This is a genomic window from Natribacillus halophilus, assembly GCF_900100185.1.
In the GTDB taxonomy this organism is placed as follows: Bacteria; Bacillota; Bacilli; order Bacillales; family Marinococcaceae; genus Natribacillus; species Natribacillus halophilus.
In genome coordinates this window covers 161,131-184,943 of the sequence record NZ_FNEN01000005.1, presented here as the reverse complement: position 1 = coordinate 184,943, position 23,813 = coordinate 161,131, and the positions used below count along the sequence as shown (strand labels likewise).

Genomic DNA, 23,813 nt, shown 5'->3' with positions numbered 1-23,813 from the left:
TAACCTCCACTTAGTCCGCTTCTTGTTCGACGAGGAAACCGCCTTTTTTTAAAGCTTCTTTTGCCTCGCTCAATGTTTGCTCGTCTTCAGCTTCCAATGTATGAAGATGAAGGCCGCCGGTTAAATCTGCGAGCAACGAAGCTTGTTGTTCATCCATCAGCTGTTGAAAACGTTCCACATCTTTGCGGCTTTTAATCATCAATTGTCCGGAGAGTTCCCCGTAGGCCGCGTGTTCCACGATAACGTTTTTTACGGTAACGCCATGATCGACGAGGATATTCAATTCGTCCGACATGTCTTTTTTTGTGTGTCGACAGGCGATGATGCAAGTTCTTTTTTCTTTTGCATTTTGCGGTTGATTGTAAAGATAACCTTGAGGGGTTGCCATAATCGGGTGATCAGCGGCTTTCAAAAGAGAGATGTCCTGGACGATGACTTGGCGGCTGACGCCATAGCCTTCGGCCAACTTCCCTCCTTTTTGCGGTTCAGATGCTTCTATTAGACTTTCAACGATCCGCTGTCGGCGTTCCTTGCCACTCAATTTTTTCTGCATCTGCAAGCCTCCTTGCTCGAATGCGTGTCAGCCGCGTGGCTGCCTGTTCGATTTCCGACAAGCATGTCTCATGGCTGAAGGAGAGGCGGATGAATGTGCGTGCCTTATCAGGTGTATGGCCGAGGGCAAGCAGCGTTTCCGAAGGTTTATGATCACCGCTGCGGCAAGCACTTCCGGTCGCGATCGCGATGCCTTGTCGATCACAAGCGAGCATCGCCTCTTGCCCCTCCATTTTTGGTAAGCAGAGTCCGAGGATATAGGGCGATTGCCTATGGTCGGCGGGTGCTCCGAGAATTTGGACGTCTGCAGGTAAACGTTCTATCATTTTAGCACGTAACTGCCTTGTATGTGTAATGCTATCATCTGTTTTTTGTACTTGTATTTGGGCAGCTTCGGCAAAAGCGGCAATGGCAGGTCCATCAGCCGTTCCAGTTGGAAGTTCATCGTTGGGCTGAAACGTTTTTGAAAAAAAGACAGCTCCAAGTCCCTTTGGTCCATGAATTTTATGGGCGGCCACGCTGATCGCTGCTAAGCCGGCTTGTTTCATCGGAATCGGGATTTTTCCATAGGATTGTACGCAATCACTATGAAAAGAAATCCCAGCTTGGGTGAGCACCTCCCCAATGGCGCTGATATCGCGGATCGTTCCGATTTCGTGTTGCACATGGGCGAAGGTGACGAGAATCGTATCCGGCTTTATGCGCGCTTCAACTGCGGAAGGGTGAATGTGTCCTTGTTCATCGACGGGGACATCCTCCATGATCAGCCCGGGATAAATCTCGATAAGCTTCTGCAAATGTTCTCGTATGGAAGGATGTTCGGTACGGCACGTAAGAATATGTCCTTTAAAGTTGTGGACGTTGAGCAACTGGTCGATGGCGTGTTGATTGGCTTCTGAGCCACTGCGGGTCAAGTGAACACTCGTATCTGGGATGGTATTTCGCAATGTTGAGAGCGCTGCCTGTGCAACATTGGCAGCATCGGTTCCTTTCGTATGTAGGCTGTTGGCGTTTCCGAAATAGTTGGAAGCCACCTCCTGATAAACGCGGATCGCTTCCGGTGCCATCGGGGTGGTCGCGGCGTAGTCTAAATAAATCATCGGTTTGCTCCTTCCGCTTTTTAAAATGACAGATTATTTTCCGAATCTATGATTTTATCTTGTCATAGCTCTCATTATATGTAAAGATATGTGTAAAGACATATAAATGCGCCCGAGTATGTGAACCATTGAGCAAACGTATCTTAGGGGGACACAATGAGCGTAAAAACAGAAACATTGGACGTCTTAATTATTGGCAGTGGCCTCGCGGGTCTGGTGGTCGCAGAAACGATCAGCCGTGAGTTGAATGTTGGCATTTTTTCAAAGGGAGAGGCCACCGAAAGTAACTCGTATCGGGCTCAAGGGGGTGTGGCCGCGGCATTATCCACCAATGATAGTTGGAAAAAACATTGGCGGGACACGCTGGAAGCGGGGGATGATCACAACGACAATTCCAACACAGCCACGCTGACGAAAGCCGGGCAGGAAGCTGTTCACATGCTGGCCGCGTGGGGTGTTTTATTTGACCACGATGAACACGGTTTTCAGCTCGGAAAAGAAGGTGCCCATGAACATCCGCGGATCGTGCATGCCGGGGGAGACCGAACCGGCGAGGCGCTAGTACATACGTTAATGGAGCGCGTTCGAGACCATGTGCAATTTTTCAATGAAGAAACAGTCCTTTCCTTGTTAAAAGTAGATAGGCTTTGCGTTGGTGTAAAAACAGTGAACAAAAACGGGGAAAACAGGTTCTGGAAAGCTCCACACACGGTGCTCGCAACCGGTGGCGCCGGACAGTTATTTTCGCAAACGACCAACCATGCATTCGCGACCGGAGATGGCTACGCACTTGCTTATCGCGCTGGCGCGATTTTACGGGATATGGAGTTTATCCAGTTTCACCCGACACTACTGGCTACGGACACGGGCGCCGCAGATTTGATCACAGAAGCCGTCCGCGGTGCCGGTGGACGATTGGTAAAGTCAGACGGCAGTCGGGTAATGGCTCATCACCCCAAGGGGGATTTAGCGGGTCGGGATATTGTGGCGCGTGCCATCGCTGCCGCCCGAAGTGAAGGAAGGGAAGTTTTTCTTGATTTATCACCTGTTTCACATCTTGCCGAACGCTTCCCCGGTGTGGCCTCTCTTTGTAAAATATATGGCTATAGCTCACAACTACCCGTTGCCCCCGGCGCCCATTTTATGATGGGTGGAGTGGCGGCAACACCTGACGGGAAAACGAATGTGCCGGGGTTATACACCGTCGGCGAAGTTGCTTCTACAGGTGTTCATGGCGCGAATCGTCTCGCCAGCAATTCCTTATTGGAGGCGGTTGTTTTTGGCCGCAAGCTAGGCCGGAGATTGTTGGCTCACCCGCGAAAAAGACCTGCTGTTTTCCGAACCAGGGAGGAACCGTCGGTAACGGGGACGCTGCCCACAAAAGCGGAGATCAAACAGGTGATGGATGAAGCATGCGGTGTAAACCGAAATGCCAAGACATTGCAAGAAGCTGTGGATTTTTTCAACCTATATTCTCCAGAAAGCCTGCAAAGTGATGATCCTCACATTCAGGAAAGCAGCAATATGGCCCTCATTGCCGCACTTATCACAAACGCAGCTTTAGCACGTACCGAATCGCGCGGCAGTCATTATCGTGAAGACCATCCGATGAAAAAACAAGCTTGGGATGGCGCTTCGCTTACCTGGCCACAAATACCGGCAGAAGGAGGTATTGGAATAAGATGAATCCATTGAAAGTGAAAGAAAAGTTACAATCATTTCTCATAGAGGACATCGGCGAACGTGATATATCGACAGGTTGGCTGCAAGATGAAACCACAACGGTCGATGTCCTGGCTAAACAAACGGGCACTCTCGCGGGCATCGGCCTGTTGGCCAACGGATACCAATTATTGAATGAAAAGATCGAGGTGATCACCTATAAATCTGACGGAGAGGTTATCGTTGCCGGAGAGCTGCTTGCCCGGATTAAAGGGCCGGCCTCGTCCGTTCTTAGTGGCGAGCGCGTGTTACTTAATCTCATTCAACGAATGAGCGGGATAGCGACCGCTACCGCAGCGGCAGTCAGAGAACTCAACGACCCGAATATTAAGATTTGTGACACCCGAAAAACGACACCGGGACTGCGGCTATTTGAAAAATACGCCGTGCGTTGCGGTGGCGGGGTCAACCACCGTTACGGACTTTATGACGCGGTGATGATTAAAGACAACCATATTGATGCCTGTGGCGGTTCGATTCACGCTACGGTTGAAAGAGCGAGGGAAGTCAGCGGCCATCTCGTCAAAATTGAGGTTGAAGCGCGAGATGAAGAGGAGGTTATCGCCGCTGTAGATGCGCAAGCCGATGTCATCATGTTCGACAATGCAAACCCGGATACGACCCGAAGCTGGACTAGGCACATCCCGGAAACGATAGCAACTGAAGCATCCGGTAGCATTAGCCCTGATACACTCTCTACCTATCGAGGGTGCGGGGTTGACTACATTTCGTTAGGCTATTTGACCCATTCTGTTCAAGCCTTGGATATCAGTATGAATCATACAATGGAGGCGACGGATTATGTCTTTTCTTGATACCATTAAAAAAGAAACCATGCCTGCTGATTATCAAAATATGGATGAAAAAACACTGCATGAACGGGCGTGCGCTGCACGTGAAAAACTTGGCGAGCGGCTGTTTATCCCGGGGCATCACTACCAGCGCGATGAAATCATAGCGTTTGCGGATGCTTCCGGAGACTCTCTGCAATTGGCGCAAAGCTCAGCGCAAACGAGAGCGGATTACATCGTTTTTTGCGGCGTGCATTTTATGGCGGAAACGGCTGATATTTTAACGACAGACGAGCAAAAGGTCATCTTGCCGGATATGCGTGCTGGCTGCTCGATGGCCGACATGGCGGACATCAATCAAACGGAACGCGCATGGGCGGCGCTTACCGAGCGGTTTGGCGATACGATTCTGCCGCTGACTTACGTAAATAGCACCGCGGCGATCAAAGCTTTTTGTGGTCGTCACGGCGGCGCTACTGTTACCTCTTCAAACGCCTCGGAGATGATCAAGGAAGCCCTCGAACGCAAAGAACGCTTGTTATTTTTACCGGACCAGCATTTAGGGAGAAATACCGCCTATGATCTTGGGATTCCGCTGGAGCAAATGGCTGTCTGGGATCCGATATTTGAACGGTTTGAAACTGAGCCCGTCAGTGATGACATCAAAGTGATTCTTTGGAAAGGACACTGCTCTGTCCATGAGAAGTTCACCGTTGATTACATGGAAAAATTGCGAGCCGAGCACGCGGATTTGCAAGTGATTGTGCACCCGGAATGCAGTTGGGGCGTCGTCCAGGCCGCTGATAGGGATGGATCAACGAAAAAAATCATCGATACCATTGCTGCGGCTCCATCCGGAACCACCTGGGCCATCGGCACGGAAATGAATCTCGTACAGCGGCTCGCAAACACTTATACAGACAAAACGATCATGTCCTTAAACCCAAATATGTGCCCATGCTTAACGATGAACCGCATTGATCTCGCTCATTTCACCTGGTGCCTTGAAGAACTCGTTGAGGGAAGGGTCGTCAATCAAATCACCGTAGACGAAAAGACTGCCGTGGAGGCACGAACAGCTCTTGACCGCATGCTCTATGCCTTCGCGAATTAAAAGGAGATCCCTCGATATTTCCCGGGAAATGTCGGGGATTTTATCTGTAAAGCCACTATTTTCCTAGGCATAACTGCATGATTATGGTACAGTCAAAGCAGGAAAATAATGAAAGGAGCCTCGTCTATGAATAATTTCCGGAGCTTCTTGTATAAGTTGGCGCGTATTCTCGGGGATGTCAATGCGGTGAAAAAGGGCAGAGTCGGTCGGCGTATAGGACGGCGCGTTGCCGGTCGGGCGACGGGGAGAACTACCAGGAAATTTTTCAAATAGTGTTTTCTTATTCCTGCACAGTGAATTACGCAAATGTAATCCATTGTGTTTTTTATTATCAATGGAGGAGTGAAACCGATGACAGATCCGTCTTATAGTCGAGAATTTCTGAAAACGGAGCGTCTGTTGACGATTATCAGACTCTTACAGGAACAAGCAACCATTACAGCCAGAGAGTTGGCCGAATATTGTCATACAACGGTGCGGACGATTTATCGTGACATGAAAGAAATCGAGGGTTTGGGCATTCAATACATAAGTGAAGGGAAACATGGCTATCGGCTTCTTCAGAACCCGGGTTCGCCTTATCGTTATTTATCAAAAGAAGAATGGCTCGCGCTCACCGTGTATCCGCAAATGTCTCAGGAGATCACGAAGCGGGAGCATCCGTTTCATCAGGCTTACCGTTCCGGGGTCGAAAAAATGAAGAGCATGATCCATGATCGTGATGCCGGTGACGTAACAACTTTGCGACAGGAGCTCGGTAATCGCATTCGTTTTCACGACCAGGCCGGGGACAAGGATACGAACGATGTAATGCCCGCGCTTTTTCAGGCCATCACTGAAAACCAGGTGCTCGAAATCGAATACTACGCGATTTATCGGGATCAAGTCACTATACGCAGCATTCATCCCTATTATATTATTCCGCGCAGCGGGCATCTTTACGTTATCGGGTATTGCGCGAGCCGGGAAGATTATCGTGTTTTTCGTCTTAATCGCATCCATTCGGCGCATGTGCTTGCTGATACATTCACGATTGCGGAAGACTTCGATATCGAGGAATACTTATCCGCCCGCTGGTCGATTTTCGCCGACGATGAGGAAGAGACGACGTTTGTCGTGCGTTTTAACGAGGATATCGCGCGTTACGTCCAGGAGTTCAATTTTTATGCCGATACAGAATTGATAACAGAAGAAGAGGGGTCATTGCTCCTCACGACCACTTTACAGAGCAAAAAGGAATTTGTCCGCTGGGTGCGAAGCTTCGGTCTCGACGCTGAATTGCTGGAGCCGCAATACATTCGCGAGGAATTGTACCATTTTCACAAGCGACAAAGTGAACGGTATCAAAAATTTTTTTCTGACCCCTGACAGTAGTTGTCACCCCTATCCCTATAATTGAAAACAGAGCAACAAAATCAATTATAGGGGGACAATGAACATGAAAAAATGGATTGTAGCGCTTGGGCTCAGTACGACGTTGGTGGCTGTTACGGCATGTGGCACGAGTGAAATTGATCAAGTCGATGATGACAATGACGAGGAAGAAGTGTCAGCGGAAGAAGAGGATACAGAGGAAACAGGCGATGAGGAAGATGACGAGGATGAGGATTTGGATGATGAGGATTCTGAAGATGACGAAGGCAACGGTGACATGGTCGAAGACATTTCTATCGGTGACACGATGAACTTCGACGGGCTCGAAATTACGCTCAATGATGCTTACACGAGCGGTGGCAGTGAATTTGAATCACCCGATAATGATCATTTTGTCATTCTGGACTTATCCATCGAAAATACTACAGATGAACCCGCGGATATTTCAACGATGCTGCAAATGAGCCTTCAGGACGATGAAGGTTACACGCATGACGTCACCATTTTTACAGAAACCGATGGCTCTCTTGATGGTGAGATTGGTCCTGAGCGTGATAACCGCGGTGAGATAGCGTTTGATGTAGACGAATCCGAAGCATATGAATTCATCTTCGAGAATCCGTTCACAAGCGGTCAAGCGATTTGGACGATTACGGATTTGGAGTGAACACCAGAAAGAGCTCCCTACGGGGCTCTTTTTATGCTATACTTGCAAAAACGAAAGGAAGTGGGCGATGAGAAAGATTAAAGAACGTGAACCGTCTAAAGAATTGAAAATTTTGCGATTGTTGAATCCGCGCATGCAACTTTCAGACCCACAGTATTACGCGAATCTTGAAAAGGGGTATGCCGGCGAGTTGCAGATGGATGCTTGGCTTGAGAGCGGTCTTTCGAATGATTGCCTTGTTGTTAATGACTTGTTACTCGAGCATAAGCGAAAGGTTTTTCAAATTGATTCGCTCCTTATTTTTCAAGAAAAGATTCATGTCTTTGATTCCAAAAATTTTGAAGGCGATTTCTATGTTGACGCTAATACATGGTCCTCGCTCGCGGGTGGTGAAATAAATAACCCGTTATATCAGATGGAAAGGGCTAAATCTCTCTTGCGTCAATTGCTCCAACGGCGTCTTGGCATAAACCTCCCGATCGAATCCTTCCTTATTTTTATCAACCCCGAGTTTACACTCTACAATGCCCAGCTGAAATTACCGGCGGTTTTCCACAGCCAACTTAACCCATTTATGAATAAATTAAACAATATTGACTCGAAACTTAATCGGGGCGATGAAAAGCTGGCTGAGCAGTTGGTTGCGCTGCATTCAGACGAGCCACCTAATATCGAGAGGCCGGCGTATAACTATGAGCAGCTGAAAAAAGGTGTTGTTTGTCCCGAATGCGGATCCTTTATGGTTGAAAAAGGACGAATATGGCTATGTAGCGAATGTGGCTGCGGAGAAAACGCTCAAGCCGCGATCATCCGTAGCGTAGAAGAATTCAAACGGCTTTTCCCGGATAGAAAAATCACCAGCAACATAATTCTTGAATGGTGTGCGGTGGAAGGTGACCACAAAAAAGTCATAAGGGCGCTCGCCAATCGTTTCAAACGCGTTGGTCATGGGGTATCTTCATATTATGTGGAGTAATATTTACGAAGGAAAATGGTCTGTGATCCCTCAAACGGAAGTTGGCCCGCCCTGAGAGGAATCAGAAGCGGTTTGTGATCCCTCAAATGGAAAGGAGCTCACCCCGAGAGGGATCAGAAGCGGCCTGCGATCCCTCAAACGGAAGTGTGCCTGCCCTGAGAGGAATCAGAAGAGGTCTGTGATCCCTCAAACGGAAGTTGGCCTGCCCTGAGAGGTATCAGAAGAGGTCTGTGATCCCTCAAATGGAAGTTGGCCTGCCTTGAGAGGTATCAGAAGAGGTCTGTGATCCCTCAAATGGAAGTTGGCCTGCCCTGAGAGTGAGAGGAATCAGAAGCGATCTGCGATCCCTCAAACGGAAGTTGTCCCACCCTGAGAGGAATCAGAAGAGGTCTGTGATCCCTCAGACGGAAGTGTGCCTACCCTGAGAGGAATCAGAAGAGGTCTGTGATCCCTCAAACGAAAAGGATCTCATCCCGAGAGGGATCACAACTTCCTGACCAGCATGGGTTCATCAATCGAGCCATGCCAAAAACCTTGCAGCAGCCTCCCCTCACTCCGCCAGTGCAAAGCCTTTCGTAATCGGGTTATAGTACAATGTTTTTTCCTTCTGCGTGCCTCTAAAATCCATCTCAAGCTGGTATTCAATCACCGGGATCATGTATAGTATGCCGTGTTCAAGCGATGGTTCAATTTGGACGTCGTATTTGTTTCGGATTTCCTGCAGCTGTTTATCACGTTCGATTTCGATGGCCTTGGTTTTGGCGTGTATATCTTCTTTTTTCTCCTCTGTCAGTCCTTTTCGGTTCGCGCGCTGTTCATTTTCTTCCATTAATTCCGTGTAGTATTCCTGGATGCGGTCAATGTCCTGTTGCAACGTTTCGTCTTGTAAACGCTGTTTTTTCTCATCTTCCCCTTTTTGAATGGCATCGTTAAAAGCCGATTCAAACCCTTGTTGAATGTCGAACGCTTTCGCAAAAGGAAGCGTATACAGAGGATCCCGTTGATGGACGATTCTGTTTTGCTGCTCCTGGATGACCGGATCGACACGATTGGTGAGCAAATCGACCCATATTTCTCTCGTCGACTCTTCTTTTGTATCAGAAATAAAGGTGATGTTAAATTGATACGCCGCCCAGGCGCCCATGACATTTCGCTCGTTTAAAATCGATATTTTCCCCGGCTCCTCCGGCATAAACGCCTGGATTTTCTTTAGTGGGTTTGCGAGTTCGAGCCGCTGGATTTCGACGAAGCGGACCGTGCTCTGTGCTTTCTCGTCAGCCAATGCCAACAACTGATCCAAGAGGTAACTGCCAAAGGTGACAAATTCTGCCCCGGGGTTTTCCTCGGCGACCTCGAAATCGAAAGCGAGTTCAACTTCGGTTTGGCCCTGAAAATAATCCTTGTATTCTTCGGGGATGAGCACCTGGCAGAGCGCATATTCTTCCGGGATGACGACGCCGCCCAATGTTTCGATGACTTCTGTGACATATTTTTGCAGTTCCACGTTTTTCTCTCCCTAAAAGATTTGCTTGTCCAGCTTTTTTAAATGGTCCAGCTGCTGTTTGTTTGCCAGCATTTTTTCGCCGATGTCGTCCATTTCTTTTTCCATCGTCTCGCGGTCGCGGGCGTCTACCCATGTTCTCATGACGATATCGGAAAAGTCGTCTTTGGCTTCAATATCCCCGAGGATCATGTCCACTTCACCGACGACCAGTTCGAACATATTCACTTTCCGGTCCAAAATATGGAGAATGTGGTGTTCAAGCGTGTTTTGTGCCACGAGATTATAGACGAAAACATCCCGTTCCTGTCCGATACGATGAATCCGCCCGATGCGCTGTTCGATCGCCATCGGATTCCAGGGCAGGTCAAAATTAATCATCGTATTGCAAAATTGTAAGTTTCGCCCTTCACCGCCGACTTCCGTACTTACTAATACTTGCGCTTGATCTTTGAAAAAATCAACCTGTTCTTCCTTTTCCTTCCGTTTCAATCCCCCGTGAAATTCGGCGACGCGAAAGCCTTGTTCTTTCAAGACCCAGGCCAATAACTGCTGGGTCTTCTGATATTTTGTGAAAACCAAGGTTTTTTCGTTGGTCGCGGATAAAATCGAAATCAGTTCGCGCACTTTTGCATTATTGGCGGCCTCCGTTTGGGTGATATCGTAAGCTTGCTCATAAAGGTCGTAGAGCCTGCGGCGATCGAGGTCATGCAATTTTTCATTATGGACTTGTTTCTCGAGTGATTGTACGAGTGTGTAAAAAGAGCTGCCCATTTGCTCTTGCAAATTTTTCAGTTGAAAGCGGGTCATGCCGCTGTTTTCGTCGTTATATTTGCTACGAATAAAGGCGCTTAACTCATGATATAATCCTTCTTCAGCGGCGGATAAAGCAACGGTTGTCGTTTGTGCTTTTCGGTTGGTGAAGCGGACGTCCACATTATTGCGTTTATTGCGAATCATGACGTCGGAGAGCAATCGTTTCAGCTGATCGACATTTTTCGCTTCCATGCCTTGATTGTCTTCGACGAAATTTTTCTTGAAGTAGCGATATGTTTTTAATTGTCCCGGCTTTAATAACGTAATAAGGTTATACAGTTCTTCCAGGTTGTTTTGGACAGGGGTTGCGGTTAAGAGAAAAATATATTTTTTGTTGATCTCGTTCACGAATTGCCAGGCCATCGTTTTGCGGTTTTTCAGATGGTGGGCCTCATCGACGATGACAAGGTCATAATGAACATCCGTAATCGCACTGCGATACTGTTTGCGCTTGGCAGTGGCTATGGAGGCGATCACTTTCGGGAAGTGCGCCCAGGCGTCGGTACCCTGTTTTTTAAAAGCAGGATCGTCGGCGCGTATAAAGTCCTGGTTGAATTTGCGTTTCATCTCCTGTTCCCATTGCTGCACGAGGGATGGCGGGCAAAGAATGAGAATTTTGCCGGCCAATCCCCGCATAATATACTCTTGCATCGCCATGCCGGCTTCAACGGTTTTGCCCAGCCCGACTTCATCACAAAGTAGGGCCCGTCCTTTAAAACGGTTCAAAACGGCTTGCACGGTGTTGACTTGATAGTCAAAGGTTTCCATGTCACGCAAATGGGGCAAGCTCAGCAGTTCATCCTGATCTGTATCGGAGCTAAAGCGAAATTGCTGTGCCACCTTGTATAAATCGAACCATTTTTCGTTGTTTTGCCTGAAATTATCCATTGCTTCCAAAACGTCATGGGTGCGATCTCTTGCTTCCGGCTGCATATTGAATTGCTGGAGCCATTCTTCTTGAGGCTTGGGCGCCGGCGTGATCTTGATTTGGCCTTCATCGTTCTCATCGATCAATAAGTATTCGTTGTCATAAGGGTTAAAAAAACCTTTAATCCCTCTTCCCTGAATCGCTTGCTCTTCCCAATTGACGGTAAATGTACGGACAAGGGACTGATCGCCGTTTACAAATTCAAAGGTATTTTCCTGCTTGGATGCAAAAAATGCGGATAACCCGCCATCCATTTCCAACGCGTTGATTTCCAGCAAATCTTTGTTCAGGTGAAACAGGTAAGGTTGCACGGATGGTCACATCCCTTGCATAGTTGTTTATCTCATTCTATCAAAATATAAGAGCATGTGTAGAGTATGCTAGAATGTTGGCATAGGGAGAGATTAAAAAATGGATGAGAACGCATGACACCTACGAATCTATCACCCATACATAGACGCCTGATTGTCGCGCTTGCACTTTCGGGCTCTTTTTTAGCAGTGCTGACCCAGTTTTTGCTGATCACCGCTTTTCCGAGAATCATGGCGGAGTTTGATGTAAACGCCAGTGAAGTGCAGTGGCTAACGACGGGATTTATGATTACGATGGCCGTGCTCATACCGATGACGGCGTTCTTGATCGATAAGTTTAAAACGAGACCATTGATGATGATTGCCATGTTTTTGTTTTGCCTCGGGACATTGGTCGGGTGGCTCGCGCCCTCGTTTGAGATCTTGCTCGCGGGGCGCATCATTCAAGGGGTTGGATCCGGAATCATGTTGCCGCTCATGCAAACGTTGCTGCTCCTTATTTATCCGCGGGAAAAACGAGGCTTCGCGATGGGGTTGGCCGGGATGGTCATCAACGTTGCCCCGGCGATCGGTCCCCCTCTATCTGGTGTGATGATCAATGTCTTCGAATGGCGGGCGGTGTTTCTGTTAACGCTGCCACTTGCTGTCGGCATTCTGCTATTAATGTTTCTTTTCATGCGTAACGTAACGGAACAACGGGAGACGAAAATAGATATTCTTTCTCTGCTGCTGTCGACGATCGCTTTCGGCGGAATGCTATACGGATTCAATACGATTGAGGCCGGCGGAACGGCTACCATCAGCATTAGCGTAGGTGTCATCGCGCTCGCCTTATTCGTCGTCAGGCAACTGCGGTCGGAGAAACCGATCCTCGAATTGCGCGTATTCAAGGTGCCCATATTCGCGCTCGTAACGGTGATTTCCATCTCGTCCTTTAGTTTGCTCATCTCTATCGAAACGATCTTGCCGATGTATGTGCAAAATGTTCAGGAGCTCTCGGCATTTACTGCGGGAATCATCGTCGCTCCCGGAGCACTGACACTGGCCCTTATGTCGTTTTTTGCCGGGAGGCTCTTCGACAAATATGGCGGGAAAAGCATTGCTGTTATCGGTTTTGTTTTATTGTCTGCGAGCACACTGTGCTATTCTTTTATCCTTGATATTGATACTTCTCTCGTGCTCACTGCGGTTATCTTCATGATTTCCATGGCCGGGGTCGCGTTGATCAACATGCCAATTATGACGACCGGCATTAACGCTTTACCCGATTCACTCGTCCCCCATGGGACGGCGATTGTAAATACGGCCCGTCAATTCGGAGGGTCTCTCGGCTTAACGTTTATCATTTCGTTTATCGGCCGGGCAACGACCGAAACGGCAGATCCTTTTGAGTTTCTCTCCGGAGTCAAAACGGCCTTTTTCGTCGCTTTCCTGTTCGCGATTACAGGCTTGGTCCTTTCACTTTTAATAAAAAAAGAGAAGCGATAATGCTTCTCTAATGTTCAACCAGGTTGTCCACGGATACGCTTTGTTCCTCTTCCGGCTGCTCGAGGGGGAAAATGCGCGCCGTCCCTTCTGCCTCATCAACATGTTGAATGTAGATGGGCGTGCCTTCATGGGTGACGTGTTTCATGTCTGGGGAGTGCGCGATTTCCTGGGCTCGTTGTTCATCCATGGTTCATGCCTCCTTTTGCCTTCGTAGTGTGAGCGATCCGGCGCGCGATTATGCCGATTTGAAATAATAGAACCCTACGATCAGACCGGTGACGACCATTTCCGCGAGGGGAACGGCGAACCAGGCGGCATTTGCGCCCATAAGCAGCGGCAATGTGAAAAGGAAAAGCAGCATGAAAACGATGCCGCGCCCGGCTATAATCATGACGGCTTTTTTCACCTGGCCGATGGACTGAAAATAGGTCATGACGACGAAATTCAAACCGACGAAAATGTAAGCGAGAAAGAAGATACGAATGCCGGTGCTCGATAGATCCGCCACGTGATCCGGCAAATCCCCGAAAACCTGGATAATGGCACTGGCACCCGTCTGCCCGAGCAACATAAAGAAAGCTCCGACCACTATCCCGGTAATGACGCTCAAGCGCAACGCCTCACTTTTTTTCTCTGCCGCTTGGGCTCCGTGAAAATAACTGATGACCGGCTGCACGCCCTGGCCTAAGCCGAGAAACATAAGCAGCATCATCGTGTGTACATAGTTAATGACGGAAAAGGCGGCGACGCCATCCGTCCCCAATAGCCATGAAAAAGCGACGTTGTGCGAAATCGTGAAGATCGAGATGCCAAGCTCCACGAGAAAACTCGGAAAACCAAGGGCGAGCGTGATGAGAAGTAACGGCTTTTCGAAACGAAACGTCACGAGCTTCAAGTTATTTTTCGTTTGGAAAAAATGGATGCTGAGCACGAGTAAGCCCAATCCTGCAGCGATAATCGTTCCAAAGGCAATCTCGCGTAGCCCGAGTTCCAGGATATAGAGCATGATGAAGTTCATGATGAAATTGGAAACGGCGGTGGTGATCAACGCCGCCATCGCGAGCGTCGGACTGCCGTCATTGCGAACGAAAATGCTGCAGACGTTTTCCAGCGTCAAAATAAGCCCGAACATTAAAAACACATTTAAGTATGCTGAAGCGTAGGGCGCGGTTTCAGCATTGGCACCAAGAGCAAAAACGAGCGGTTCGCGAAAGATAAGCGAACTAATGCCGATCACAATCGTCAATGCGATGATTAACACAACAGAGTGTGTGAAGATCTGTCGGGCGCGGTTCGGTTCGCCGGCGCCCATCCGTTGCGAATACAACGTCGCGCCCCCGACGCCGATCCAGATCGATATCCCGACAAAAAGCGTGTAAACCGGACTGGCAATATTGATTCCTGCCAAGGATAGCGCGCCCAGCTTGTTCCCGACCATGACCGCGTCAATCACGTAATTAACGGCCATCAACATCATGCCGATCATCGATGGAAAGAGGTAACGAAAAAGTACCTTTCGCACGGGTTGTATGTCTAAAGGATTGGTATTTGCCGTAGTCATCGTAAAGACTCCTGTTCGCGAGAAGTGTATACCTGTCATATTTTAGCATTGAATATGGATCGATGGAATGCTAATTTGTAGCTATGCAGTAGGGAGGGGATGACATGACAGAACATCTTGTTTTTGTATACGGAACGTTGCGGAAAAATGAACGGAACGCTCACCTTATGGAAACAGCGGAATTAATCGCGGAACGGGCGTGGACCTGTGGGCGGTTGTACGATACTGATTTTGATTTTCCGGCTATGGTGATTAGCGACGATCATCGTGTATACGGTGAATTATACCGGGTGGATAACGCTGTTTTGCATGCGTTGAATCTGTTGGAAGGATACAACGGAGAAGGCGAAAATAATCATTATGAACGCGTCCGCCGGGTTATTTTCACGGATCAAGGGGAGTACGAAGCTTATGTGTATGTGTATGAAGGACAGCAAATGGACGAAAAAAAGGCGATTGTTGACGGGGAATGGAAAGGGGTCGAGAATGATGTATGAAACGTATATTTTTGATTTCGATGGAACGATTGTTGACTCGGAAATGATCGGCCTCAACGCGCTTCAAGCCACGCTTAAAGAAGTGGGCATCGAAAAGGACCTTGCTGATTTGCGCATTTTTCTCGGAATTCCGGGGAGAAGAACTTTGGATCTCCTGGACGTGCCGGAAAAAGAAAAGACATATCAGAAATGGCTAGCTCGGGAAAGACCGCTCCTTCGGGATGTGCAAATGTTTGCCGGAATCATCGACGTCATCGAACAATTGCCTGAGAACAGTATTGTCACATCTAAAACCGAGGATGAGATGAATCACAGCTATCATCTGTTAGGAATCGAACAGTATTTTACAAAAGTTATCACCGCGAGTGATACAGAAAAACATAAACCTCATCCGGAGCCCCTGCAATTGGCTTTGAGACAATTAAAAAGAGGCGCAGGTGAAGCCCTATATATCGGTGATTCAGTGCATGATATGGAATGTGCCCACGCGGCAGGCGTAGACTTTGGTTTAGCATTGTGGGGAGCGAAGACGACGGAAGGATTTGAAAAGGCGGCGTATATTTTTGAAAAGCCTGATGAGATATTGCGGTTGGTAGATGAAAGCCAATAGGATCGGTTTTTACCGTCTTATTGGTTTTTTCGTGTAGAACAAAATCAACCCTTTACAATGTTTATGCAATCCCTTACAATGACACCAACTGGTTATAACCAGATAGGTGAAGAGGAGGTGAATAAGTTATTGGATAAGCAGAGTCGCATTCCTTTGTATCGTCAACTGGTGGAAGAGGTTATTAAAAAAATAGAGAACAACGCTTATTATGAGGGTTACAAATTGCCTTCAGAAAGAAAATTTTGTGAAACCTACGATCTAAGCAGAATTACAGTTCGACAGGCCATGCAAGATTTGGAAAGAGAAGGCTACATTTACAAATATCATGGAAAAGGGACATTTGTAGCGCCTAAGACGTATAATCAAAACTTGGTGAACTTATACAGTTTTACCGAAGAAATGAAAAAGTTAGGTAAGGTCCCAACGGTCAAAGTTCTATCTTTTGAGCGTTTTCCGATTGATGAAAGATTAGCGAGCAAAATCCAACTTGATGCTGGTGAAGAAGTTTATCAAATTGTCCGTCTGCGAATAGCGGATGGAGAACCCCTTATGTATGAAACGACGCATTTACCGGCAAAACTTTTCCCTAATTTAACGGGAAAGCAATTATCAGAAAAGCCGATGTATAACATTTTTAGGAATCATTATAATATTAACGTTACTCGCGCTATTGAAAAATTTTCAGCAACGATAACGAGAGATCATGAAGCTAAACATTTAGAAACGTATACACAAAATCCGGCAATGTTAATCAAACGCTTTGCTTATCATCGAGACACGTTAATTGAATACACGATTAGTGTTGCAAGAGGAGAAAAGTTTGACTATACGGTTGAGCTAAATTAGATAAAGAGTGGGAGAAGAAATCATGTTTACGTATACAAAAGAAGAACTGATTGAAAAGAAGGCCATTAATACGGCTGAAGAAATTAATCAACAGCCTGATGTATGGGAAAAAGTGTGGGGACAAGGAGCGGCGGAAAGAGAAAAGGCCCAGAAGTTTATAAAAGAAATATTTAATCAACATGTTAGGGGACGAGTCATATTTACAGGTGCAGGTACTTCAGCATTCATTGGGGATATGCTTGTGCCAGAGTTGATTCAACATTTACCTGCCCATGTACAAGTGGAAGCAACCCCAACAACCGAACTTGTCTCCAATCCCAAAAACTATTTCCGAGAAGATATTCCTACTGTTCTCGTATCCTTTGGGCGTTCGGGAAACAGCCCAGAAAGCGTCGCTGCCACTGAGCTTGGACAGAAAATTGTTGATGATTTCTATCAAATCGTTATTACCTGCAATGAAGATGGAACCCTCGCGAGAAATATCGAAGAAGATGAGAATAGTAAACTATTATTGCTCCCACCTGAAACTCATGACAAAGGGTTTGCGATGACGAGCAGTTTTAGTGCTATGGCGTTGACTGCCTATTTGATTTTTGCAAAAGAAAACGTGTATGAAGACCATCTATCTGCATTCATTGCGAACGCGAGGCATGCACTAAAAAATTTGGACAACATCATCGATCAGGTTCTGACTGTAGATTTTGAACGATTGGTCTATTTGGGTTCAGGAACTTTAGGGCAAGCTTCCCATGAGGCTGCTTTAAAAATGCTGGAATTAACAGCTGGGAAAGTAGTGGCGTTGCATGAATCTTCCTTGGGCTTTAGACATGGTCCCAAATCGGTGCTTAACAAACAATCCGTGGCAGTAGTATTGGTGTCTCGAAATCCTTACACGCGAAAATACGATTTAGATATGATTAAAGAATTATCAAATGAAGATGCTTTGTCAAAAGTGATCGCACTGACAGACGGACAAGATGAAGAAGTGAAACAACTTGCGGATCTCACATTTGTTATGGCTGAAAATCCGGTGCCAAATGATTTCTTTTTAAGCCTTAACTATATGCTATTTGCTCAAGTCCTTTCTTTGCGAACATCACTTAAGCTTGGCATTACCCCTGATAACCCAAGCCCTGAGGGCAGTCTGAATCGTGTGGTGCAGGGTGTGACGATATATGACTATTAACAATGGAGAGGGGTTTAACTATGGAAAATCTATTACTCACGCGTATTGATAATCGGCTTATTCATGGTCAAGTGGGGGTCACTTGGGTTAACCACGTTGGTGCTAATCTCGTTGTGGTAGCAAATGATGAGGTGTCCAGTGACAAGGTTCAACAAGATCTTATGGACATGGTTATGCCCGAGTCTATTCAAACCCGATACTTTTCAATTCAGAGAACCATTGACATTATTCAAAAATCTTCTGCAAAACAACTGATTTTCCTGATTGTTAGGGATGTTCATGATGCACTTGCTCTTAAAAGTGGAGGCGTTCCTATAGATAAAATTAACGTAGGGAATATGCATTATGAAGAGGGAAAAGAGCAAATATCTTCAACGGTATCTGTAGATGAGAAAGATAAGGAAGCTTTTCGAAAGCTTGATGAATTAGGCGTTAAACTTGAGTTGAGACGTGTTCCAACAGAGGGGCAGCAAGATATTTTAAAGCTGATATAATCAGGACTCTCCAATTTATATAAAATATATAAATTGAGCCCTTATTAGTAGGAAAGGAGTGAATGATTCAGATGTTATTGGAAGCTACCTTAATAGCTTTATGGGCTGGTCTGATGGGTATCGATAATTACAATGGGTTAACACATGCCCATCGCCCTATTTTTTCCGGTTTAGTTATTGGTTTAATCTTAGGCGATGTAACCACCGGTCTCATTATAGGTGGGACGCTTGAATTAATTTGGATGGGCATGGTTCCGCTCGCAGGGGCTCAGCCGCCTAACCCTGTCATTGGCGGTGTCATTGGTACAGCGTTTGGCATTCTCCTCGGCGAGGATCCCAACGTCGCTGTTGGAATTGCGATTCCTTTTGCAGTCGCTGTGCAAGGACTCATTACTTTGTTGTTTACCATCTACGCACCGGTTATGCATCGGATGGATAGACATGCTGAAGCCGCTAACCCTTGGGGGATCGAAAAGTTCAATTACTTAGGGCTTGTTATTTTGTTCGTCATGAACTTTGTTATCGCCTTTTTGCCCATTAATTTTGGAGTACAAACAGCGGCAGATATTGTTGAGACGGTGCCAGAGTGGATTACGGATGGTTTAGGCATTGCGGGTGGAATAATGCCTGCCATTGGTTTTGCCATGTTGTTGACGATTATGTTGAGAGCGGAATATGTCATGTTTTTCATCGTTGGATTTTTGCTAGCGGCTTATTTAGAGTTGGATATTCTTGCTATAGCTCTGATCGGTTTGTCGATCGCGCTTTATGACTACTATCAGAATAAACGACATGATTCCCAGCCTAAACAAGCAGCAGGAGAGGAGGATTTTAGCGATGGCATCTAATGAACTGGAAAAAAACGATCAGTCTGATGAAGAATTGTCTCCGGAACTCACACGGAAGCAACTGATTCATCTCGGTTTTCGGTCCTTAATGCTGCAAGCTTCTTTTAATTATGAGCGTATGCAGGGGGGAGGCTGGCTCTACTCCATCTTGCCTGGTTTGCAACACGCTCACCGAAATAAAAAAGATTTAAGCAACTCGATGCAGGATAATATGGCTTTTTTCAATACACATCCTTTTTTGGTTACGTTTATTATGGGTATTGTTTTAGCCATGGAGCAAAATAAAGAAGACCGGGCAGCGATCCGAGGGATCCGAGTTGCAATGATGGGTCCGTTAGGTGGCGTCGGGGATGCGTTATTTTACCTGACTCTCCTTCCGTTAACAGGTGGAATCGCAGCCTCGATGGCCATAGAAGGAAATATATTTGGTCCGATTATGTTTATCATCGTTTTTAATGTCATTCATTTCGGCACTCGATTTAGCCTAATGTTTTATGGCTATCGAGCAGGTGTAAATGCGATCGCCAAGATAAAAGAAGGGACACAAAGAATCTCAAGAGGTGCTACCATCGTTGGTATTACCGTTGTTGGGGGCTTAATTGCCACTTTTGTGACTATTGACGTTGACTACTTTTTGGATTTTGGCGAGACTGAAATGGATATTCAGGAAGATGTATTGGATTCCATTATGCCAGGACTTTTGCCTCTCGTTTATACACTTGCGATGTACTTTTTGCTAAAGAAAAAACAATCTCCACTCATATTGATTGGAATTACCGTTCTATTTGGTTTACTTGGAGCCTATCTAGGCATATTAGAAGGGGGGATTGATGACGACGCATGATTGGAATAGTGGTTACAGGGCATGGCACATTTCCGCAGGGGATGTATCAAGCCCTCGAGCTTATTGTTGGTGAACAAGAACAAGTGAAGGCCATTCCTTTTGAGGATGATAAAGATCAATTGAAAAAAGATATTGAAGAAATCCTTGAAGTAGTTGATACAGGTGATGGTGTCGTGTTTTTCACGGATTTAGCAGGGGGTACACCGTTTAATACTTGCGTGACGATTGCAAGTGAAAAACAGAATGGAGAGGTAGTTGGCGGAACCAACTTACCAATGATCCTAAGTGGTATGTTTCAACGAGAACTTCCACTAGATGAATTTGTGAAACTAATTCTGCAAGAGGGTAAGGAAAATATTAAGATCTTTGAAGAAGGATCAAGAAAAACCCAGGAAAGTACTGTAGATGGAATTTGAAGGTGAAGGTTGAATGAACTACTACGTAAAAGCCGACCGTTTTTTGCTGGAAGATATGGAAACGGGACCAGCTTACTTGCAGATCATAAACGGCAAATTCGGCCTAATCCGCGACTTCCCATCTGATGAGGATGCTAAAATCATTGACTGGAGCGGTTATACGATCGCTCCGGGGCTTTTTGACACTCACATACACGGTGGTGATGGTGTTGATGTGATGGATGGCGATGCCAATTCCATCCATCAGCTTTCCGATCACATTGTTGCGAGCGGTGTTACACGGTTTTTGCCCACTACGCTTACCTCGAGCATTGAAGATTTAGAAAATAGCGTGGGGGCAGTTCGACAAGCTGTAGAGGAAGGGCTTCGTGGCGCCCAATCAGAGGGCGTCTTTCTTGAAGGTCCTTTTTTTACGGAAAAGTATAAAGGTGCGCAAAACCCAGCCTATTTCCTGGATCCTGATTACAATATTTTTTCAAAACTTCAGGACCTTTCCGGTGGGATGATTCGAAAAATCGCGCTTGCACCGGAAAGAGCAGGTTCCCTTGAATTCATTCAGCAGATGGTCAAGGAGGGAGTGGCTGTGGGCCTTGCTCATACAGATGCTTCTTCTGCCTGCTGTCAAAAAGCGCATGCGTATGGAGCTTCTATTTATGTACATTTATTTAATGGAATGAAAGGTCTACATCATCGTGAGCCCGGTGTCGTAGGAGCGGGGCTTAATGAAAAGGAAGCCTTCACTGAATTGATTTGTGATGGACATCACGTTCATCCGGAAGTTGTGGGTTTGGTGGAAAATATAAAAAAAGATAAGCTCCTACTCATCACGGATTGCATGCGAGCAGGCGGTAAGCCTGACGGGACGTATATGCTCGGTGAATTTGAGATTCAAATGGAGGATGGTGTGGCGAGAACTGAGAGTGGTTCTCTTGCCGGCAGTACGCTCCGACTCATTGATGGGGTGAAAAACATACATTACTGGGCGAATATCCCTTTACACGAATCATGGCAGCGAGCCTCCCTTTCTCCGGCAAAGAGTCTGGGTTTACATGAAAATCTGGGGAGTATTGAAGAAGGAAAGGCAGCCGATTTTGTTGTACTGGATAAAGATATGAATATTAAGACTGTAGCGATTAACGGTGTGGAGATAGATAAAGGAGAGAAGGGCAATGTCCAAACATGACAAACTCCAAAAGATAACCAATGAAAATGGCATCATAAACGCTCTAGCTATCGACCAACGTGGTGCTTTAAAGCGGATGCTAGGCGAGGAAGCGAGCGAATCAGAAATGGCCCGGTTCAAGACGCTTGTCTCCCGGGAACTGACAAACGATGCTTCTGCTATCCTGCTAGACCCGGAATACGGCTGGCAGGCAGCGGATGCGCGGCATGAAGACGCGGGCTTGCTGATGGCTTATGAAAAAACCGGTTATGACAAGGAAGTGCCGGGGAGATTGCCTGATTTGCTTGACGAATGGTCGGTGTACAGATTAAAAGAGCAAGGTGCGGACGCGATAAAAATTTTGCTATATTATGATGTGGACGAAGAGGAAGCGATTAATATACAGAAAAAGGCGTTTATAGAACGTGTTGGAAGTGAATGCGCGGCGGTGGATCTTCCATACTTCCTTGAAATTTTGACGTATGATAGCGAGTTATCCGATACAAAAGGGAAAGCTTTTGCAGAACTAAAGCCACACAAAGTCATCGAGAGCATGAAGGAATTTTCCGCTGAACGTTATCAGGTAGATGTCCTGAAAATTGAAGTGCCTGTCAATATGGCATTCGTAGAGGGATATGGAGACGAAGTGGTTTATACGAAAGAACAGGCAGCGCAATATTTCAAGGAACAATCAGACGCTACCAATCTTCCATTTATATTCCTCAGTGCCGGGGTGTCTGCAGAGCTTTTCCGGGAAACGCTTGTATTTGCTGCCAAAGCAGGTTCAAAATATAACGGTGTTCTCTGTGGACGTGCGACTTGGAAAGGGGCGGCTTCTGCCTTTTTAGAAGGTGGCGAAGAACAAGCGCTCCGCTGGCTGAAACATGAAGGACGTGAAAACATCCAGGATCTCAACGAAACTTTGCAAGACAACGCCACGCCTATGAAAGGATTATTTTCATGATTGTTACCGTCACTGCCAATCCGGCCATTGATGTCCGCTACGAACTCGATGACTTTGTTATCGGCGGTGTTCATCGAGCGCTGGAAACGTCAAAAACTGCTGGAGGCAAGGGCCTGAACGTTTCACGAGTATTAAGCCAGCTGGACGAGGAAGTGTCGGCCACCGGTTTCCTGGGTGGTTCAGCTGGCGAGACGATCCGGACAACGTTACAACATTTGCAGATCAATGACCTTTTTACCGTGATTAATGGAGAAACACGAAACTGCATCGCCATTCATCATGGAGGAAAACAAACGGAGATATTGGAAAAAGGACCGACCATTACCGGTCCCGAAACCGATGCTTTGCTTAAAAATTTTCGTGAAATTTTAAAAGACGCGGATGTCACCACAATGTCCGGAAGCCTTCCAGCGGGGGTAGAAGCGGATTTTTATACAACACTCATTAAAGAAGCTCATACACAAAGTGTTCCTGTCGTTCTTGATACAAACGGGTCAACGCTTCAAAAGGTCTTGCAAAAGTCTCCGAAACCTTCAATGATGAAGCCGAATCTAGAGGAATTCGAGGACTTGGTTGGACAGTCACTCGCAACGGATAACGAAATGGCAAGAGCTTTGAAATCGCCGTTATTTGGGGAAATCTCAACGATAGTCGTCACACTGGGTTCGGATGGCGCAATCATTAAACACAATGAAATCATCTACCGAGTGAGCGCTCCTCAAATAGAAGCAAAGAATCCAGTTGGATCCGGGGATGCTGTTACTGCTGGATTGGCGACGGGAATTAAACGGGGTTACAAAGACGAGGAGTTATTTTCATTTGCTTTAAGCCTTGGTGCTTTGAATGCTCAGGAAAAAGAAACGGGGCACATTGATATAAGGCAGTTGGAAAGAGTGAAATCGCGTGTGAATATAAAACGACTTTAAAAAGCCACGGCACCCCCACCCAGGGTGCCGTTAATTCATTTCTGAGTCGATTGTCTCAATATCGTCAAAAGCTTGCGTAAAACTACGAACATACATATGTTATAATAGACTTAGAAATC

General features: G+C 46.5%; 25 protein-coding genes. 19 read left to right on the top strand and 6 right to left on the bottom strand.

Annotated elements, in window-relative coordinates:
• Nucleotides 1-10: 10 nt before the first annotated feature.
• Entirely contained in the window at nucleotides 11-553 is a 543-nt protein-coding gene (locus tag BLS58_RS08205; protein WP_090397820.1) for a transcription repressor NadR, read from the bottom strand.
• The gene (locus BLS58_RS08200; protein ID WP_090397913.1) at nucleotides 507-1,652 is read right to left on the bottom strand and encodes an IscS subfamily cysteine desulfurase; all 1,146 of its coding nucleotides are present in this window, start codon (nucleotides 1,650-1,652) and stop codon (nucleotides 507-509) included. The genes BLS58_RS08205 and BLS58_RS08200 overlap by 47 nt, the downstream gene beginning before the upstream one ends.
• 156 nt (nucleotides 1,653-1,808) lie before the next feature.
• On the opposite strand from BLS58_RS08200, the gene nadB reads away from it, so the two are divergent.
• From nadB to BLS58_RS08170, 7 genes are all read left to right on the top strand, one after another.
• Nucleotides 1,809-3,338: an L-aspartate oxidase gene (gene nadB, locus BLS58_RS08195; RefSeq protein WP_090397818.1), complete on the top strand. Its 1,530-nt coding sequence runs from the start codon at nucleotides 1,809-1,811 to the stop codon at nucleotides 3,336-3,338.
• Nucleotides 3,335-4,189 (top strand): carboxylating nicotinate-nucleotide diphosphorylase, encoded by an 855-nt coding sequence (gene nadC, locus BLS58_RS08190; protein ID WP_090397816.1) that lies wholly within the window; start codon nucleotides 3,335-3,337, stop codon nucleotides 4,187-4,189. The genes nadB and nadC overlap by 4 nt, the downstream gene beginning before the upstream one ends.
• On the top strand, nucleotides 4,176-5,279 hold the full coding sequence (gene nadA, locus BLS58_RS08185; RefSeq protein ID WP_090397814.1) for a quinolinate synthase NadA: 1,104 nt from the start codon (nucleotides 4,176-4,178) through the stop codon (nucleotides 5,277-5,279). Before nadC ends, nadA begins: the two co-directional genes overlap by 14 nt.
• Nucleotides 5,280-5,405: 126 nt before the next feature.
• Nucleotides 5,406-5,552, top strand: coding sequence for a hypothetical protein (locus BLS58_RS17830; RefSeq protein WP_218126196.1), 147 nt, complete (start codon nucleotides 5,406-5,408; stop codon nucleotides 5,550-5,552).
• Between the two features lie 78 nt (nucleotides 5,553-5,630).
• Nucleotides 5,631-6,647: a helix-turn-helix transcriptional regulator gene (locus BLS58_RS08180; RefSeq protein ID WP_090397812.1), complete on the top strand. Its 1,017-nt coding sequence runs from the start codon at nucleotides 5,631-5,633 to the stop codon at nucleotides 6,645-6,647.
• 70 nt (nucleotides 6,648-6,717) lie between these two features.
• Complete coding sequence (locus tag BLS58_RS17510; RefSeq protein ID WP_176764667.1) at nucleotides 6,718-7,320, top strand: DUF4352 domain-containing protein; 603 nt, start codon at nucleotides 6,718-6,720, stop codon at nucleotides 7,318-7,320.
• 67 nt (nucleotides 7,321-7,387) lie between these two features.
• Nucleotides 7,388-8,296: a nuclease-related domain-containing protein gene (locus BLS58_RS08170; RefSeq protein ID WP_176764666.1), complete on the top strand. Its 909-nt coding sequence runs from the start codon at nucleotides 7,388-7,390 to the stop codon at nucleotides 8,294-8,296.
• A gap of 550 nt (nucleotides 8,297-8,846) precedes the next feature.
• On the opposite strand, the gene BLS58_RS08165 is transcribed toward BLS58_RS08170, so the two are convergent.
• Nucleotides 8,847-9,800 carry a hypothetical protein gene (locus BLS58_RS08165; protein WP_090397805.1) on the bottom strand — a complete coding sequence of 318 codons (954 nt, stop codon included), beginning with the start codon at nucleotides 9,798-9,800 and terminating at the stop codon, nucleotides 8,847-8,849.
• A 12-nt stretch (nucleotides 9,801-9,812) separates the two neighbouring features.
• Entirely contained in the window at nucleotides 9,813-11,852 is a 2,040-nt protein-coding gene (locus tag BLS58_RS08160) for a DEAD/DEAH box helicase (RefSeq protein WP_090397803.1), read from the bottom strand.
• Between the two features lie 114 nt (nucleotides 11,853-11,966).
• Between BLS58_RS08160 and BLS58_RS08155 the strand changes: the two genes are divergently transcribed.
• Complete coding sequence (locus BLS58_RS08155; protein WP_090397801.1) at nucleotides 11,967-13,340, top strand: DHA2 family efflux MFS transporter permease subunit; 1,374 nt, start codon at nucleotides 11,967-11,969, stop codon at nucleotides 13,338-13,340.
• A 7-nt stretch (nucleotides 13,341-13,347) separates the two neighbouring features.
• Here the strand turns inward: BLS58_RS08155 and BLS58_RS08150 are convergent, their stop codons facing one another.
• Together BLS58_RS08150 and BLS58_RS08145 are read right to left on the bottom strand one after the other, a co-directional pair.
• Nucleotides 13,348-13,527, bottom strand: a complete 180-nt coding sequence (locus BLS58_RS08150; protein WP_090397799.1) for a small acid-soluble spore protein H — start codon at nucleotides 13,525-13,527, stop codon at nucleotides 13,348-13,350.
• 48 nt (nucleotides 13,528-13,575) lie between these two features.
• Nucleotides 13,576-14,901 (bottom strand): MATE family efflux transporter, encoded by a 1,326-nt coding sequence (locus tag BLS58_RS08145; RefSeq protein WP_090397797.1) that lies wholly within the window; start codon nucleotides 14,899-14,901, stop codon nucleotides 13,576-13,578.
• 104 nt (nucleotides 14,902-15,005) lie between these two features.
• Between BLS58_RS08145 and BLS58_RS08140 the strand changes: the two genes are divergently transcribed.
• The 11 genes from BLS58_RS08140 (at nucleotide 15,006) to BLS58_RS08090 (ending at nucleotide 23,694) form a co-directional block, all read left to right on the top strand.
• Nucleotides 15,006-15,398, top strand: a complete 393-nt coding sequence (locus BLS58_RS08140) for a gamma-glutamylcyclotransferase family protein (RefSeq protein ID WP_090397795.1) — start codon at nucleotides 15,006-15,008, stop codon at nucleotides 15,396-15,398.
• Nucleotides 15,391-16,008 carry an HAD family hydrolase gene (locus tag BLS58_RS08135; protein WP_090397793.1) on the top strand — a complete coding sequence of 206 codons (618 nt, stop codon included), beginning with the start codon at nucleotides 15,391-15,393 and terminating at the stop codon, nucleotides 16,006-16,008. Before BLS58_RS08140 ends, BLS58_RS08135 begins: the two co-directional genes overlap by 8 nt.
• 117 nt (nucleotides 16,009-16,125) lie before the next feature.
• Nucleotides 16,126-16,854 carry a GntR family transcriptional regulator gene (locus BLS58_RS08130; RefSeq protein WP_245723106.1) on the top strand — a complete coding sequence of 243 codons (729 nt, stop codon included), beginning with the start codon at nucleotides 16,126-16,128 and terminating at the stop codon, nucleotides 16,852-16,854.
• A 22-nt stretch (nucleotides 16,855-16,876) separates the two neighbouring features.
• Complete coding sequence (locus BLS58_RS08125) at nucleotides 16,877-18,040, top strand: SIS domain-containing protein (RefSeq protein WP_090397791.1); 1,164 nt, start codon at nucleotides 16,877-16,879, stop codon at nucleotides 18,038-18,040.
• A 20-nt stretch (nucleotides 18,041-18,060) separates the two neighbouring features.
• Nucleotides 18,061-18,534 carry a PTS N-acetylgalactosamine transporter subunit IIB gene (gene agaV / locus BLS58_RS08120; RefSeq protein WP_090397789.1) on the top strand — a complete coding sequence of 158 codons (474 nt, stop codon included), beginning with the start codon at nucleotides 18,061-18,063 and terminating at the stop codon, nucleotides 18,532-18,534.
• 71 nt (nucleotides 18,535-18,605) lie between these two features.
• Nucleotides 18,606-19,382, top strand: a complete 777-nt coding sequence (gene agaW / locus BLS58_RS08115; RefSeq protein WP_090397787.1) for a PTS N-acetylgalactosamine transporter subunit IIC — start codon at nucleotides 18,606-18,608, stop codon at nucleotides 19,380-19,382.
• Entirely contained in the window at nucleotides 19,372-20,226 is an 855-nt protein-coding gene (locus BLS58_RS08110; RefSeq protein ID WP_090397785.1) for a PTS system mannose/fructose/sorbose family transporter subunit IID, read from the top strand. The genes agaW and BLS58_RS08110 overlap by 11 nt, the downstream gene beginning before the upstream one ends.
• Nucleotides 20,223-20,642: a PTS galactosamine/N-acetylgalactosamine transporter subunit IIA gene (agaF, locus tag BLS58_RS08105; protein ID WP_090397783.1), complete on the top strand. Its 420-nt coding sequence runs from the start codon at nucleotides 20,223-20,225 to the stop codon at nucleotides 20,640-20,642. Before BLS58_RS08110 ends, agaF begins: the two co-directional genes overlap by 4 nt.
• A gap of 13 nt (nucleotides 20,643-20,655) precedes the next feature.
• Nucleotides 20,656-21,825 (top strand): N-acetylglucosamine-6-phosphate deacetylase, encoded by a 1,170-nt coding sequence (gene nagA, locus BLS58_RS08100; protein ID WP_090397781.1) that lies wholly within the window; start codon nucleotides 20,656-20,658, stop codon nucleotides 21,823-21,825.
• A complete protein-coding gene (lacD, locus tag BLS58_RS08095) occupies nucleotides 21,812-22,768 on the top strand; it encodes a tagatose-bisphosphate aldolase (protein WP_090397779.1) in 957 nt (318 codons plus the stop codon). The genes nagA and lacD overlap by 14 nt, the downstream gene beginning before the upstream one ends.
• Entirely contained in the window at nucleotides 22,765-23,694 is a 930-nt protein-coding gene (locus BLS58_RS08090) for a hexose kinase (protein WP_090397777.1), read from the top strand. Before lacD ends, BLS58_RS08090 begins: the two co-directional genes overlap by 4 nt.
• The last annotated feature ends 119 nt before the right edge of the window (nucleotides 23,695-23,813 follow it).

Coding starts and splice junctions, on each gene's coding strand:
- BLS58_RS08155 (WP_090397801.1), top strand. CDS start 11,967: ATGACACCTACGAATCTATCACCCATACATAGACGCCTGATTGTCGCG.
- BLS58_RS17830 (WP_218126196.1), top strand. CDS start 5,406: ATGAATAATTTCCGGAGCTTCTTGTATAAGTTGGCGCGTATTCTCGGG.
- BLS58_RS08145 (WP_090397797.1), bottom strand. CDS start 14,901: ATGACTACGGCAAATACCAATCCTTTAGACATACAACCCGTGCGAAAG.
- BLS58_RS08205 (WP_090397820.1), bottom strand. CDS start 553: ATGCAGAAAAAATTGAGTGGCAAGGAACGCCGACAGCGGATCGTTGAA.
- nadC (WP_090397816.1), top strand. CDS start 3,335: ATGAATCCATTGAAAGTGAAAGAAAAGTTACAATCATTTCTCATAGAG.
- agaW (WP_090397787.1), top strand. CDS start 18,606: ATGTTATTGGAAGCTACCTTAATAGCTTTATGGGCTGGTCTGATGGGT.
- lacD (WP_090397779.1), top strand. CDS start 21,812: ATGTCCAAACATGACAAACTCCAAAAGATAACCAATGAAAATGGCATC.
- nadB (WP_090397818.1), top strand. CDS start 1,809: ATGAGCGTAAAAACAGAAACATTGGACGTCTTAATTATTGGCAGTGGC.
- nadA (WP_090397814.1), top strand. CDS start 4,176: ATGTCTTTTCTTGATACCATTAAAAAAGAAACCATGCCTGCTGATTAT.
- BLS58_RS08180 (WP_090397812.1), top strand. CDS start 5,631: ATGACAGATCCGTCTTATAGTCGAGAATTTCTGAAAACGGAGCGTCTG.
- BLS58_RS08125 (WP_090397791.1), top strand. CDS start 16,877: ATGTTTACGTATACAAAAGAAGAACTGATTGAAAAGAAGGCCATTAAT.
- agaV (WP_090397789.1), top strand. CDS start 18,061: ATGGAAAATCTATTACTCACGCGTATTGATAATCGGCTTATTCATGGT.
- BLS58_RS08150 (WP_090397799.1), bottom strand. CDS start 13,527: ATGGATGAACAACGAGCCCAGGAAATCGCGCACTCCCCAGACATGAAA.
- BLS58_RS17510 (WP_176764667.1), top strand. CDS start 6,718: ATGAAAAAATGGATTGTAGCGCTTGGGCTCAGTACGACGTTGGTGGCT.
- BLS58_RS08200 (WP_090397913.1), bottom strand. CDS start 1,652: ATGATTTATTTAGACTACGCCGCGACCACCCCGATGGCACCGGAAGCG.
- BLS58_RS08110 (WP_090397785.1), top strand. CDS start 19,372: ATGGCATCTAATGAACTGGAAAAAAACGATCAGTCTGATGAAGAATTG.
- BLS58_RS08135 (WP_090397793.1), top strand. CDS start 15,391: ATGTATGAAACGTATATTTTTGATTTCGATGGAACGATTGTTGACTCG.
- BLS58_RS08140 (WP_090397795.1), top strand. CDS start 15,006: ATGACAGAACATCTTGTTTTTGTATACGGAACGTTGCGGAAAAATGAA.
- BLS58_RS08170 (WP_176764666.1), top strand. CDS start 7,388: ATGAGAAAGATTAAAGAACGTGAACCGTCTAAAGAATTGAAAATTTTG.
- agaF (WP_090397783.1), top strand. CDS start 20,223: ATGATTGGAATAGTGGTTACAGGGCATGGCACATTTCCGCAGGGGATG.
- BLS58_RS08090 (WP_090397777.1), top strand. CDS start 22,765: ATGATTGTTACCGTCACTGCCAATCCGGCCATTGATGTCCGCTACGAA.
- nagA (WP_090397781.1), top strand. CDS start 20,656: ATGAACTACTACGTAAAAGCCGACCGTTTTTTGCTGGAAGATATGGAA.